The sequence below is a fragment of the Stackebrandtia albiflava genome (genome assembly GCF_007994225.1).
GTDB lineage: Bacteria > Actinomycetota > Actinomycetes > Mycobacteriales > Micromonosporaceae > Stackebrandtia > Stackebrandtia albiflava.
Genome location: NZ_VLLL01000006.1, coordinates 1487158 through 1499899 on the forward strand (window position 1 = coordinate 1487158; position 12742 = coordinate 1499899).

Annotated in this window: 13 protein-coding genes and 1 other RNA gene; 13 read left to right on the forward strand and 1 reads right to left on the reverse strand. The window is 67.1% G+C overall.

From position 1 onward, the window contains the following. The first annotated feature begins 67 nt into the window (after positions 1–67). The 13 genes from LX16_RS17800 to LX16_RS17860 all read left to right on the forward strand — a co-directional run bounded on the left by LX16_RS17800 (position 68) and on the right by LX16_RS17860 (position 10784). A complete protein-coding gene (locus LX16_RS17800) occupies positions 68–874 on the forward strand; it encodes a tryptophan 2,3-dioxygenase (protein WP_147140279.1) in 807 nt (268 codons plus the stop codon). A gap of 103 nt (positions 875–977) precedes the next feature. Next, the gene (locus tag LX16_RS17805; RefSeq protein ID WP_147140281.1) at positions 978–2288 is read left to right on the forward strand and encodes a serine/threonine protein kinase; all 1311 of its coding nucleotides are present in this window, start codon (positions 978–980) and stop codon (positions 2286–2288) included. A 150-nt stretch (positions 2289–2438) separates the two neighbouring features. Further along, positions 2439–2948 (forward strand): PadR family transcriptional regulator, encoded by a 510-nt coding sequence (locus tag LX16_RS17810; protein WP_147140283.1) that lies wholly within the window; start codon positions 2439–2441, stop codon positions 2946–2948. A gap of 185 nt (positions 2949–3133) precedes the next feature. Further along, entirely contained in the window at positions 3134–4261 is a 1128-nt protein-coding gene (gene prfB / locus LX16_RS17815) for a peptide chain release factor 2 (RefSeq protein WP_211354565.1), read from the forward strand. Positions 4262–4415: 154 nt separating this feature from the next. Next, positions 4416–5096 (forward strand): cell division ATP-binding protein FtsE, encoded by a 681-nt coding sequence (gene ftsE, locus LX16_RS17820; RefSeq protein ID WP_147140286.1) that lies wholly within the window; start codon positions 4416–4418, stop codon positions 5094–5096. Positions 5097–5119: 23 nt separating this feature from the next. After that, the gene (gene ftsX, locus LX16_RS17825; protein ID WP_147140288.1) at positions 5120–6007 is read left to right on the forward strand and encodes a permease-like cell division protein FtsX; all 888 of its coding nucleotides are present in this window, start codon (positions 5120–5122) and stop codon (positions 6005–6007) included. Positions 6008–6177: 170 nt separating this feature from the next. Then, positions 6178–7398, forward strand: a complete 1221-nt coding sequence (locus LX16_RS17835; RefSeq protein ID WP_158645647.1) for a M23 family metallopeptidase — start codon at positions 6178–6180, stop codon at positions 7396–7398. Positions 7399–7594: 196 nt separating this feature from the next. Then, positions 7595–8074 (forward strand): SsrA-binding protein SmpB, encoded by a 480-nt coding sequence (smpB, locus tag LX16_RS17840; protein WP_147140294.1) that lies wholly within the window; start codon positions 7595–7597, stop codon positions 8072–8074. Positions 8075–8437: 363 nt separating this feature from the next. Continuing rightward, positions 8438–8809, forward strand: a transfer-messenger RNA (tmRNA) gene (gene ssrA, locus LX16_RS17845). 215 nt (positions 8810–9024) lie between these two features. After that, positions 9025–9600, forward strand: coding sequence for an SMI1/KNR4 family protein (locus LX16_RS17850; protein WP_147140296.1), 576 nt, complete (start codon positions 9025–9027; stop codon positions 9598–9600). A gap of 99 nt (positions 9601–9699) precedes the next feature. Further along, positions 9700–9828, forward strand: a complete 129-nt coding sequence (locus LX16_RS28000) for a hypothetical protein (protein WP_280176813.1) — start codon at positions 9700–9702, stop codon at positions 9826–9828. Positions 9829–9912: 84 nt separating this feature from the next. Continuing rightward, positions 9913–10536 (forward strand): hypothetical protein, encoded by a 624-nt coding sequence (locus tag LX16_RS27215; protein WP_211354566.1) that lies wholly within the window; start codon positions 9913–9915, stop codon positions 10534–10536. 26 nt (positions 10537–10562) lie between these two features. Further along, positions 10563–10784, forward strand: a complete 222-nt coding sequence (locus tag LX16_RS17860; protein ID WP_147140298.1) for a hypothetical protein — start codon at positions 10563–10565, stop codon at positions 10782–10784. A gap of 284 nt (positions 10785–11068) precedes the next feature. Here LX16_RS17860 and LX16_RS17865 read toward each other — a convergent pair whose 3' ends face one another. Next, positions 11069–12523 carry an ATP-binding protein gene (locus tag LX16_RS17865; protein ID WP_147140903.1) on the reverse strand — a complete coding sequence of 485 codons (1455 nt, stop codon included), beginning with the start codon at positions 12521–12523 and terminating at the stop codon, positions 11069–11071. Positions 12524–12742: the final 219 nt, after the last annotated feature.

The window sequence follows — 12742 nt, forward strand, 5'->3', positions numbered from 1 at the left end:
CCGCCCGGGGGTCACCGGGATCCGACGCCCGCCACCGCCGCCCCCGTGACCCGAGTACCTTGGGCGGGTGCCACAAGATCACTTCCACCGCTTCGACCCCAAGTTCGGCGAGCAGGGTGGTCAACTCACCTACAACACCTACCTGCGCATCCCGCAACTGCTCGACCAGCAGCACCCCGAATCGGAACCCGAGGCCCACGACGAGCTGCTGTTCATCGTGATCCACCAGGCGTACGAACTGTGGTTCAAGCTGATGCTCCACGAGCTCGACGACGCCCGGGACCGCATGCTGGCGGGTGAGACCTACCTGCCGAGGGTCAGGCTCGACCGCTGCAAGGCGATCATGAAGGTCCTCGTCAGCCAGGTGGACGTGATCGACTCCATGACGCCCCAGGACTTCCTGGAGTTCCGCAACCGGCTGGCCCCCGCCTCGGGCTTCCAGTCCGTCCAGTTCCGTGAGATCGAGTTCCTCTCCGGACTGAAGGACCCCGGTTACCTGGACCGGTTCCGGGGCCTCACCGAACCCGAGCGCGCCCGCCTGGCGACCCGCCTGGAACAGCCGAGCCTGTGGGACGGATACCTCGCGATCATGCGTTCGGTCGGGTTTGACACCACCGACTACGATCGGCGGATCTCGGCCCTCCGGCGCATCGCCGGTGACCGGGAGTCCTACGGACCGCTGTGGGACCTCGCGGAGGCACTCGTGGACCACGACCAGGCGCTGTCGCTGTGGCGGGCGAGGCACGTGCTGATGGCGGAGCGCCAGATCGGGACCAAACCCGGCACCGGCGGCAGTGCCGGCGGGGCGTACCTGCGGTCGCGGGTGGAACTGCGTTGCTACCCCGAACTGTGGGAGCTGCGCAGCGCCCTGTGACGTCCGCGGAGTCCCGGTTTCGTGCCAGTTCGGCCCCCGCGGTGTGGCCCCGCGTGCGTGGCCTCAATAACGTTGTGGGCAGAACCTTCCAGGGGAGCCCGCCATGACACAGCCACTCGCAGACCGTTACCAGTTCGAAGCCGAGATCGCCCGCGGCGCGGCCGGTGTCGTCCACCGGGCCCGCGACCTCATCACCGGTGAGTCGGTGGCCGTGAAGGTTCTGCACGCCGAGGCCGCCGGTGAACCCGTCATGGCCGCCGCCTTCCTGGACGAGGCCGAGGTCCTCTCCGAGCTCAACTCCCCGGGCATCGTGCGTCCCCGCGACCTGATCGTGGACGGCACCGTGATGGCGCTCGTCATGGACCTCGTGGAGGGCGTCGACCTGCGGCGCGCCCTGATCGACGAGGGACCGTTGTCCCCGTCCGCCGCCGCCACTGCCGCGGCGCAACTGGCGCAGACCCTCAGCCTCATCCACTCGGCGGGGATCGTCCACGGTGACGTCAAGCCCGGCAACATCCTGATCCCCCGCGACGGCAGCCAGGTCCGGTTGGTGGACTTCGGTGTGGCGCGTCGCATCGCCAGTCCCGAGGCGGCCACCCACGGCACCCCCGACTACGCCGCCCCCGAGATCATCGAGGGCATGCCCACGTCGGCGAAGTCGGACGTGTACGGGTTCGGGCTCGTCCTGTTCGAGATGCTGTGCGCGCGCAACCCCTACCGCGGCGGCAGCATCGACGACGTACTGGAACGCCACCGCACGCACATCCCGGAACGTCCCGGACACGTGCCCGCCGAACTGTGGAGCATCATCGAGCCGTGCCTGGCGGCCGATCCGGCGCACCGGCCCGAGGCGGGGGCGCTTCCGTCGATGCTGCGCGCGGTGACTCCGCATCTCTCGACGACCCCCGGTCCCGCCCTCATGGAACCTCCGGTGCTGCGCCCTCGCGGCGACGAGGCCGTGACGCGTGTGGTCGGCGGTGTCGGAGTGCCGGTCGAGATGTCCCCACCCGACGACGCCCCGTTCCTGCCCACGGGCGACTCCGCCACACGACGCAGGAACCCCCTCGTGCTGGTGGCCGGCATCGTGGGCGGCGTGGTCGCACTGGGTGCGGCGGCGGCGATCGGGTGGAGCCTGCTCGGGACCGCCGAACCGGGCGTCGTCTCCGAACCGACCGGGGTGGACGAATCGGCCGAAACCGACCCGTCCGAACCCGAACCCGACACGGGTGACTCTCCGTCACCGGACTCGGACGAAGAGGACGCCGAACCGTCCCAGACTCCCGATGACTCCACCCCGGACAGTGGGACGGACGGTGACGCAGGGGACGGAAGTGACTCCGGTGAGTCCGAACAAGACATCCCCGGCGGAGATCTCATCGGAGAACCGATGCCTGGTAAAACTGGTGGTAACTGACCGGTTTCAATCCCAATGAGTCATATTGGAGCACCATTAAGCACGACTCATTTCCACAGTTCGCCTGGGACAGTTGCCAATGGAGCAATTCGGAGCACAATAGATGCCCTCCGGTTGAATCGAATATAAAGACATGGCATCATTGTCGACATGGCAGGAAAAGAACTGAACGCGACGGCGGCGGCCCTTTTGGGTCTGCTGCATGACGGATCAATGACCGGCGGTCAACTCATGTCCGAGGCCACCAGGCGCCTCGGTCCGTTCTGGACGATGACCCGCAGCCAGGTCTACCGGGAGCTCCCCGCCCTGGCCGAGGTCGGGTACGTGCGGGTCGGCAAGCCCGGCCCGCGTGCCAGCGTCCCCTACACGATCAGCGCCTCGGGCAAGCGGGCCTTCGCCAAGTGGATCAACGAGGAGAGCGGCATCGGCCAGCTGCGCGACCCCGTCGCGCTGCGCACCGCGTTCGCCTCGCACATGACACCCTCGGCGCTGTCGGAGATGTACAAGTCCGCGGTCGAGTACCACACCGAGGCGCTGGCGGACGTCCGCGCGCGCGCCAAGGAACTGGCCGCCGACGACGCCGGCGCGGCGACCGCGATGGACTTCGCGGTCGGCTACCACAAGGCGGCGCTGAGCTGGCTCAAGGCCCGCCAGAAGTAGATCGGAGACGGGGCCGGCCGAACGCTCGTGATCGGCGGGCCCCGATGAGCGGGAGCCGTGGCGTCCGTGGCAGAGACGGCCGCCACGGCTTCGCCGTGTCCGCTTCCGGTGGCGACGTCGACACGTCGGGTCCGCCACGCACACCTGATGTGAGGCCCGGGGCCTGCGGCGTAAGCTCGATGGTTGTGACCGGTAACGACTTCTCTGCTGAACTGCGCGACCTCAACGCCACCCTCGACTCCGTGACGGCGGTCCTGGACCTGGACGCGCTGACCCGTGAAAAGAACGAGTTGGAGGCGGCGGCGCTCGCCCCCGACCTGTGGGACGACGTCACTCACGCCCAAAAGGTGACATCCCGGCTGTCTTACGTACAGAACGAACTGAACCGGGTGGCCAATCTGCGCCGCCGGCTGGACGACGCCGAGGTGCTGTGGGAACTGGCCGCCTCCGAGGGCGACTCCTCCGCGACCGCCGAGGCCGGTGAGGAACTGGCGGATCTGCGCAAATCGATCGAAGAGCTCGAAGTCCGTACATTGCTCTCGGGCGAATACGACGAACGCGAAGCCCTGGTATCGATTCGCTCCGGCGCCGGTGGCGCCGATTCCGCCGATTTCGCGGAACAGTTGATGCGCATGTATCTCAGGTGGTCCGAGCGACACGGGTATCCCACCGAGGTCTACGACGTCTCGTACGCGGAGGAGGCGGGCATCAAGTCGGCGACCTTCGCGGTCAAGGCCCCCTACGCGTACGGCACCCTCGCGGTCGAGCAGGGCACCCACCGCGTCGTGCGGATCAGCAAGTACGACAACCAGGGGCGCCGCCAGACCGCGTTCGCCGCCGTCGAGGTGGTGCCGGTGGTCGAACAGACCGACGACATCGAGATCCCCGACGACGAGATCCGGGTGGACGTGTACCGCTCCTCCGGTCCGGGCGGGCAGGGCGTCAACACCACCGACTCCGCGGTCCGCATCACGCACCTGGAGACCGGAATCGTCGTCTCCTGCCAGAACGAGCGTTCCCAGCTTCAGAACCGCGCCACCGCGATGGGCGTCCTGAAGGCGAAACTGCTGCAGCGCAAGCGGGACGAGGAGCAGGCGAAGATGGACGAGCTGCGCGGCTCCGTGGCGGCCTCCTGGGGTGAGCAGATGCGTTCCTACGTCCAGCACCCGTACCAGATGGTCAAGGACCTGCGCACCGGCTGGGAGTCGGCGAATGTGATGGCCGTCTATGACGGAGAGATCGACGGATTGATAGAGGCCGGTATCCGTTGGCGCAAGCAGCAGGAGAACCGCCGCGACGGCGACGGGGCGTAGACCGTCCACGGCCCGGCCGGGGACGGATGGCCCGAACCGGTGACCAGGGCATCCGATGTTCGTGTGATTGCGCGGTATCGGAAGCCCGCTCCACCGCGTGATACGAGAGGGGGAGTGGCAGAGGTCCCAGCGAACGCGCGTAGACTCTCGCAGCGTGATTCGGCTCGAGCACGTGACGAAGCATTACGCTAGGTCCAACCGCCCCTCCATCGAGGACATCAACGTGTCCATCGAGAAAGGTGAGTTCGTCTTCTTCATCGGTCCCACCGGCGCCGGTAAGTCGACGATCATCAAACTCCTCCTTCGCGAAGAGGTGCCCAACAAGGGCAAGGTGTGGGTGAACGACAAGGAGGTCACCGGCATGCGCCGGTGGAAGGTGCCGGCGTTCCGGCGCTCCCTGGGCTGCGTGTTCCAGGACTTCCGTCTGCTCCCGCACCGCACCGCCGCGGAGAACGTGGCCTTCGCGCTGGAGGTCATCGGCAAACCCAAGACGGTCGCGCGCCGCGTCGTGCCCGAGGTCATGGACCTCGTCGGGCTGGGCGGCAAGGAGCACCGTTACCCCCACGAGCTTTCCGGCGGTGAACAGCAGCGCGTGGCCATCGCCCGCGCCTTCGTCAACCGGCCGCTCATCCTGCTGGCCGACGAGCCCACCGGAAACCTCGACCCCGACACGTCGATCGAGATCATGCGCCTGCTGGACCGGATCAACCGCACCGGCACCACGATCGTCATGGTCACCCATGACTCCAACATCGTCAACCAGATGCGACGCCGGGTCATCGAAATCGAAGGCGGGCACGTCGTACGCGACCAGGCTCGCGGCGTTTACGGCTAACGGCGGAAGGCATATAAGAAACGATGCGTGCTAAGTACGTATTGTCGGAGGTCGCTGTCGGCCTCTGGCGCAACATCAGTATGACCATCGCCATGATCATCACCATGGCGGTCTCGCTGACCATGCTGGGCGCCGGCCTGTTGATGTACTTCCAGGTCCAGTCGATGGAGGCCTACTACCGGGGCCAGGTCGAGATCATCGTCTACCTCAACCACGAGATCACCGAGGAAGACGAGGTCAAGGGCCAACTGGAGGAGTCCCTGATCGGCGACCCCATGGTCAAGACCGTCGAGTTCAAGACCAAGGAGGAGGCGTGGACCGACTTCCAGGAGCTGTTCGCCGACGCCCCCGACCTGGTCGAGAGCGTCGACAAGGACCGGCTGCCGGCCTCCTTCGAGGTCTCCCTCAACAACATGGACGACGCCGACGAGTTCATCGCCAAGTACGAGGGCTTCGGTGACGGGGCCGTCGAACGGATCATGAACCAGCGCGACGCGTTGGAGGAGGTCTTCGGGCTCATGGGCGGGGTCCAGCGGCTCTCGCTCATCCTCGCGCTCGTACAGGGCATCGCGGCGCTCCTGCTGGTCGCCAACACCATCCAGGTCGCGGCCTACTCCAAACGCCGTGAGGTCTCCATCATGAAACTGGTGGGCGCCTCCAACTGGTTCGTCCAGGCGCCGTTCGTGCTCGAAGCCGTCTTCGCCGGCCTCATCGGCGCGATCCTGGCGTTCCTCGCGCTGGTCGCCGGCAAGGCGTTCCTGGTGGACGGCACGTTCAAGGCGTTGTTCGACATCATGACCGAGATGTCGTGGACGAGGATCTGGCTGATGCTGCCCATCCTGGCAGGCATCGCGAGCGTCATCAGCGCGATCACCGGCTGGGTCACGCTCAGATTCCAGGTCAAGGTCTGACCCCGAACCGATTCACACACCGCGGCGCGTCCCACACGGGGCGCGCCGCGGTCGTGTCCGCACCCGGGGCGGCGGCACTGTGGACCGACATTCCACCGTGACACGCCGACGCCACTCCCGAGTTTCCGGACTTACCGTGATAATGCGATCACTCGGCGTACATTACCCGGATGAAGACGAGACTGTGGACAGCCGCAGTGCTGGCGGCGCTCGTCTTCGCGGGGACCGCTTCCGCGGAGCCGAGCACGAGCGACCAGCAGCGCATCGACGAGGAACTGGCCCAGGCCGAGGCCACACTGGAAGGTGCCACCGAGGCGGCCCGAGAGGCGGCCCTGGCGTTGACCGAGACCGAGGAACTACTGCCCGCCGCACGCGACCGCGCCAACACCGCGAGAGGTGCCGTCGCCGCCGCCGAGTCGCTGGCGGCGATCGCCGGCGACGAGGCCGACACCGCCCGCGCCACCTACCGGGGTGCCGTCGCCGACTACGACACCGCAGCCGGGGAGGTCGACACGGCCCGCGCCGAGCTGGGCGACCTCGTCAGGTTGTCGTACCAGGGGGCGGGCATCATGGCCGTCAACGGCGTCATCACGGCCGACGACCCCTTCGAGGCCGTCGCCCGCATGTCCTACGTCCAGGAACTCGCCGACCGGCAGAACGCCGCGGTCGACGAGGTCGTGAAACTGCGGCAGGAGGCCCGCGACGCGGAGAACGACGCCGAGGTCGCCCGTGACGCCGCCGAGGCCGCCGAGACCGCCGCCACCGAGGCACTGGAGACGGCGGAGGCGGAGGCCGCCGCCGCCGAGACGGCCGAGCGCGAACTGGCCGACCTGCTCGACACCCGGACGGCCGCCCTGGCGGTCGCGGAGGACGAGAAGGAGGCGAGCCTGGCCCGGTACGAGGAGGTCAAGGAGGAGAGCGAACGCATCGCCGCCGCCCTGCGGGACGTCGGCAGCGGACACGCCACCGCCGGGTCGCAGTCCGGTGCCGCGGGCGCCCGGCTGCTGATGCCGGTCCAGGGATGGAAGTCCAGCGACTTCGGCAACCGGTACGACCCGTACTACCACGTGTGGCAGCTCCACGCGGGGGTGGACTTCGCCGCAGGGGGTGGCGCGCCCATCGTCGCCGCGGACTCCGGTCAGGTCGTTCAGGCCGGCTGGAACGGCGGCTACGGCAACTACACCTGCATCTACCACGGTGACAACCTGTCGACCTGCTACGCGCACCAGTCGTCGATCGGGGTGTCGGTGGGGCAGTGGGTGGATCGGGGCGACCGCATCGGCGCGGTCGGCACGACGGGAGCCTCCACAGGTGACCACCTGCACTTCGAGGTCCGGTTGAACGGCAGCCCGGTGGAACCGCTCCGGTGGTTGCCCGGTTGCCTGTGCTGAACGCGGAGGGCGGTCCGGTGGGGGCGCGTGTATCGCCTTCGCCGGGCGGAGCCACCGCCTCGCCCAGCGGAGGTCTCCGGTGCGTCGGCCGGCGTGATTCCGTGGGCGCCCGCGTGCCGTCGTCCATCGCCGGGGCACGGCGCGACGGCCCGTTAGTCGGTCGCGTCCGACCGGCCGGTACCGATAGGCTTGGCGTATGGCGAGGGAAACCGGACACAAGCTGATCACCTCGAATCGGCGTGCCCGACACGACTACGAGATCCTGGAGACCTACGAGGCGGGGATCGTGCTCACCGGTACCGAGGTGAAGTCGTTGCGGACCGGCCGGGCCTCGCTCGCCGACGCCTACGCCGACCTCCACAACGGCGAGGTGCGGATCCACGGCATCCACATCGCCGAGTACAGCCACGGAAGTTGGACCAACCACTCGCCTCGCCGCATCCGTAAACTGCTGCTGCACCGGGCCGAGATCGACAAGCTCACCGGGAAGCTCACCCAGAGCGGACTGACCCTCGTCCCGTTGTCCATGTACTTCAAGGACGGCTGGGCGAAGCTCGAACTCGGGCTGGCGCGAGGCAAGAAGACCTACGACAAGCGGCAGTCGATCGCCAAACGCGACGCCGACCGCGAGATCGAACGCGCCGTGCAGCGCCGGGCGAAGGGCCTGCGGGACTGACGGTGCCCGGAACCACCCCGTTCGTCCGGTTCGGGTGACCGTGGCCCACTCCGTGGGCTCGGCCGACGGCGGTACGGGAGCTGCGAGGAAGGCCACAGCGCGGCCGGGCGGGTAACCGGAATGCGTTCCCGTGTCGCAGGCGTTAACATTGTCGAGCGTCGCCGGTGTAGCCGGTGGGCGCGTGATGTACCGAAACTGCATAGCGTGTACCGCACGATCCACGGGAGTACGTGGCCGGCCGCAGCCGGTCCCGACGACCGTCGGATCTCTCACCACTCGTCGGACCACCGGTTCGCGGCGCCTCCCCTGCGGAGGCGACGTCACCGAAGGCCCGGCGGGTACGCACCATACGCGACACCTCAAGGGGCCGATCGGTTTCGACTCCGTACGTTGACGTAAGGGAAGCGGGTCGAGGAAGCCAACGTCGTCTCGTTAATCGTCGTTGGAAAACACAAATGCGAAGTCTAATCGCAACGACTTCGCCCTCGCTGCATAAGCAGGGTTGAAGTCTGTCGGTCCAGGGGCGCGCCCGCCCTGGTCACCGGCATCATTTTAGGGCGCTAGGCGAACGAATCGGCCACGGATTCGTGAGCGACATCTAACAGTGGCTGGAGCCCGTCACATCGACTTGTTCGCGTGATCGATGGGGCTTGAGGAAAGGCACTGCGAACTGCACCCGGAGAAGCCTTACTGAGCCGGCGGAGGACCAGGGTTCGATTCCCTGCGGCTCCACGAGCGGTACACGCCCCGGCGGAACGCCGGGATCTCGGACGCCGACGGCGCCCCGGTCTCACGACCGTGGGCGCCGTCGGCGTTTTCGCACGTCAGGACACCGCGCGCGGGTCGCGTCGCATCGCCGCGATCGGGCCGTGCCGGAGACCGGTCGGCGCGGCCGGGGTGGGGTCTTCCCGGGGGCGCGCATGTCCGGGGACCCGGATATGGTGCGGCGCATGGAACATCCGGTCGGGGAGTCGTGGCGGCGTATCGCCGAGGGGCTTGAGCGGCTCGCTCCCGTGACGGCGGCGGCGATCCGTCCCGCAGTGGCGGCGGCCGAAGTCCGCCGCACGGTGGACGCCGTGGGGCGTCCACCGCCCACCGATCTGCTCCGGTGGTGGGGGTCGATGGACGGCATCGCCGACGAGGGGCACCACCCGGGCACCCCGATACCCCCGTTCTATCTGCCGTTGCCGGTGGCCGAGGTGCGAGACCGGCTCGCCGGGCTCGTGCGGTTCGTCGACGAGCAGTGCTGCGGCCCGGACGGTACGCACGCGCTCGCGGCCGGGCAGCCGTCGTTCGGTTTCTGTGCCGCCACCGTGCCGATCTGCCGGGACGTCGGTGGGGACCTGCTCGTGGTAGACCTCCGCGACGGTACCCGTCACGGCTGCGTCATGGAGTGGTCGGCCGAGTGCGGCTACTCGGAGCCGGTCTGGCCGGGAGTCGCCGACATGCTCGCCGACGTCGCGGACCGGCTCCACGACCCCACACAGACCGAGATCGTCGAAGGCGGTGTCCTGCAATGGCGCTGACCGCCCCGCGTCGGTGGTGATCGTCCACGCGTGTCGGTGGCCGTTTCGGCGACTACTCCGAGGCCACTGTGGAGTGATGACGGGTGAGGTGGTGAGAAGATGAAGCAAGAGCTTGCGTCCTACGGTCCATATCGAGTCGGCGATCTGATCGACATCTCCATGGAGCCCGTGGATGTGGAGGTCCTGTCCGGGACCGAGCGCTTCCTCACCGTGAGATGGCCGTGGTAGGTGACGGACGCCCGCCGCGAACTGGAGGCCTAAGGGTTGTTGCTCTGTTGCCAGGGAGCGCGTCCGAACGTATATCCATCGGGGATGCAACGTCAGATGGAACTGGGACGTTACGCGTACATGCTGGAGCGGGCCAAGCGGCCTCTGGATGTGGTGGACGTTCTGGCACCCGCAGACCCCGGTGAGGTCGGGACCTTGGAGGAACAACGGCAGTTCGTGTTCGGGTTCTACGGACTGTCCCCGACGCGACGGTCCACGGGCCGCACTCCCGCCGATGCTGAGGAGCGTCCATGCTTAACGGCGATGTACGCAGCCGGTCCGAGTAGGGGCGGCATGCTGTCACAGGTGTTGGAGTATGTCGACCCCGTGTCCGAGGCGGAACTCGACGAGCTGGAGGAGCTTTGTGCGGCTGCTACGCCGGGGCCGTGGTTCGTCAGGGTCCTGGATGATGACGCGGCGATGAACTTGGTGGCCGTCAGCACTCGGGACGGTTCGCGATCGGCTACCGAGCCGTGGCCGCAGTTCGACAACGGCGAAATCGTCGCGGCTACGCTCGTGCAGTCGCCGCGATACGTGGACATCGATGACGAACGATGGGACGAGAACGCCGTGTTCATTGCGGAAGCACGTGAGGCGGTTCCTCGCCTCGTGGCGGAGGTCCGCAGATTGAAGCGGCAGATCGAAAGCGTTTCGGGGCCGCTGCCGTGATCGACTTGCCATTGACGAGAGCCCTGGTGGAACTCGTACTCTTCATCGACCAGAGTGACGAAGAGGTCGTGGACCCCGATGCGGCGGCGAACTGTATGCATTCACTTGCGGGTGGCTTCGACCGGCTGGATGGACAGCAGCGGGTCGAGATCGCCGAACTGCTGCGTGTCGTGGCTTCGGAACAGCGAGACGCGTCATCGCGTCGTCGCGTCAACGACCTTGTCCATGAGCTCGGCCTATCGGCATAGCCATGACCGTCATACCGGCGACAGTCGGCTTGGGTCCTTCCCACCTCGAACGCAGTCGACATCCGGAACCGGCGGCAACGCACATGTGGCATGGACGCTTGATGCGGGCTGCTCATGTGCCTACCGTGGGCGCGGTGTGGAATGGATGAGTTGACGGCTCAAGACCTGCCATGCCCCGTCGCCTGAACCCGTTGAAACCATCACCGACATCCCCATCCACTGGCTACGTGCCGGCTGATGGTTCGGTATCGGCGAAACCGGTTGAGGGAGGCCGGTGTGATGCGTCATCGGTGGCGGTAGAGGTCTTGCGGGGTTATCAGCGCAATGTCGTCCGCGTTGCCGGCCTCGGTTCGCAGGGAGTCGCTGAAGCCGGCGGTGGTGAAGTGGAGTAGCCGGGTACCGGTGGTGTCGTACTTTCCACTGTGCTCGATCAGGTCGCGGATGTGCCGGAGGCGTTCCAGGTGCGCGATGCCCATCGTTTCGCCCCACTTCGCCTCGCCGACGGCCAACAGTGGTGGCCTGCCCCCGTCACCGATCCCGATGACGGCCACATCCACTTCGTATCCGGTTCTGGCGGCCTGATCGGTGACGACGCCGTGGCCTACCCGCGCCGGTAGGCCACCGAACAGCTCGGGTGGCGCATGGTGCAGGCTCCAGTCCCGGCACAACTGCTCGAAGTGCGGACCGAGAACCTTGCTGCGGAACCGTTCGCGGCTCGCCTGCCAGACTCTGTCCCCCGATCCCGGTCGCTCCAGTTGTTCCCAGACCGGACGCATGATCGCGTGATAGAACCGGATCAGCGGTTCTGCGACCCGGTATGTGGTGCGGTTCGCGCGGAAGACGTCCGCGTCTCGGTACAACAGGGCGGCGTCTTCGAGCACGCTGATCGGGTGGGAAAGGTCGGAGGCCTTCCTGCCGATGAAGTTCGCGATACCTCCCCGGGTGGCGTTACCGTTCGCCACAGCCGCCAGAACGGAGGTGTACAGGGCGGTGTCCCTCGCATCGACCTCCTCCGTGAGAAGGTATCGGGCCTCCCGGAACATCGGACTCTGGGGATTCAGGACGGTGCGGACAATCCAGTCGTCGAAGTCGGTGGCGTCTGCGGGGCTGTCGTTGCGCGCGAATTCCCGGCGATATGCCGGAGTGCCCCCGACCACGGCGTTCACCTTGATCGCCAATGTGGGGTCCGCGATGTCCCAGAAGTCGGCCGCCAGTGGGAATTCGAGCGGACGAATCACCAGTTCCAGCCCGGCGCGGCCTCGTAGCGGAGCGTTTCCCGCCAACAGTCTCCCCATGAACCCCATGGAGGAGCCGCACAGCAACAACCGGGTTCGTGAACGCGTCCGTTGCTCCCTCAGCGGTCGCAACGCCGCCTGAATCAGTGAGGGAATCTCCGGGTTGTTCCGGGCGAGGTAGGGGAACTCGTCGATCACCACCGGTACGGGCCGGTCCCGGCCCAGAGCCAGTACGGCGTCTATCGCTTCGGCCCAATCGTGGAAGTGGAAGGGGACGTCCGGGCTCACGTGGGCGGTCAGTGCGTCGCCGAAGCGTCGAAGTGATTCGGCGTCGGTGGCCTCCGTAGCGCCGAAGTAGAACCCTCCCAGTGCGTGGCACAATGCCGCCAACAGGTATGTCTTGCCTTGCCGTCGCCTTCCACTGACCACGCCGAGGGTGGCGCCGGGTTCGGTGTCGGTCGCGAAGCCGATGAGAGCCCGCCACTCGACGTCCCGGTCGAACATGTCCGCGGGTTTCGCGACCACTGACGGCCTCCAGTTATGAGAACTATACTTCTCATAACCATAGCTCTGCAACTCTCCGTGTTGGGAAGATGGCCTGACTCAGGTGGTGTCTTACCGGCAACGTCGACGTGGACGGCTACGGCGACGACACCATCACCGCGACCAACGGCCACACCCGTCCTGGCCCGCCGACTCCGAGGCGTGGGCCGATGCGATTCT

Excerpts from the sequence above, each read along its gene's own strand:
- LX16_RS28000 (WP_280176813.1), top strand. The coding sequence starts at position 9,700 with ATGAAGCAAGAGCTTGCGTCCTACGGTCCATATCGAGTCGGCGATCTG.
- ftsX (WP_147140288.1), top strand. The coding sequence starts at position 5,120 with ATGCGTGCTAAGTACGTATTGTCGGAGGTCGCTGTCGGCCTCTGGCGC.
- LX16_RS17835 (WP_158645647.1), top strand. The coding sequence starts at position 6,178 with ATGAAGACGAGACTGTGGACAGCCGCAGTGCTGGCGGCGCTCGTCTTC.
- smpB (WP_147140294.1), top strand. The coding sequence starts at position 7,595 with ATGGCGAGGGAAACCGGACACAAGCTGATCACCTCGAATCGGCGTGCC.
- LX16_RS27215 (WP_211354566.1), top strand. The coding sequence starts at position 9,913 with ATGCAACGTCAGATGGAACTGGGACGTTACGCGTACATGCTGGAGCGG.
- LX16_RS17850 (WP_147140296.1), top strand. The coding sequence starts at position 9,025 with ATGGAACATCCGGTCGGGGAGTCGTGGCGGCGTATCGCCGAGGGGCTT.
- LX16_RS17805 (WP_147140281.1), top strand. The coding sequence starts at position 978 with ATGACACAGCCACTCGCAGACCGTTACCAGTTCGAAGCCGAGATCGCC.
- LX16_RS17810 (WP_147140283.1), top strand. The coding sequence starts at position 2,439 with ATGGCAGGAAAAGAACTGAACGCGACGGCGGCGGCCCTTTTGGGTCTG.
- LX16_RS17865 (WP_147140903.1), bottom strand. The coding sequence starts at position 12,523 with ATGTTCGACCGGGACGTCGAGTGGCGGGCTCTCATCGGCTTCGCGACC.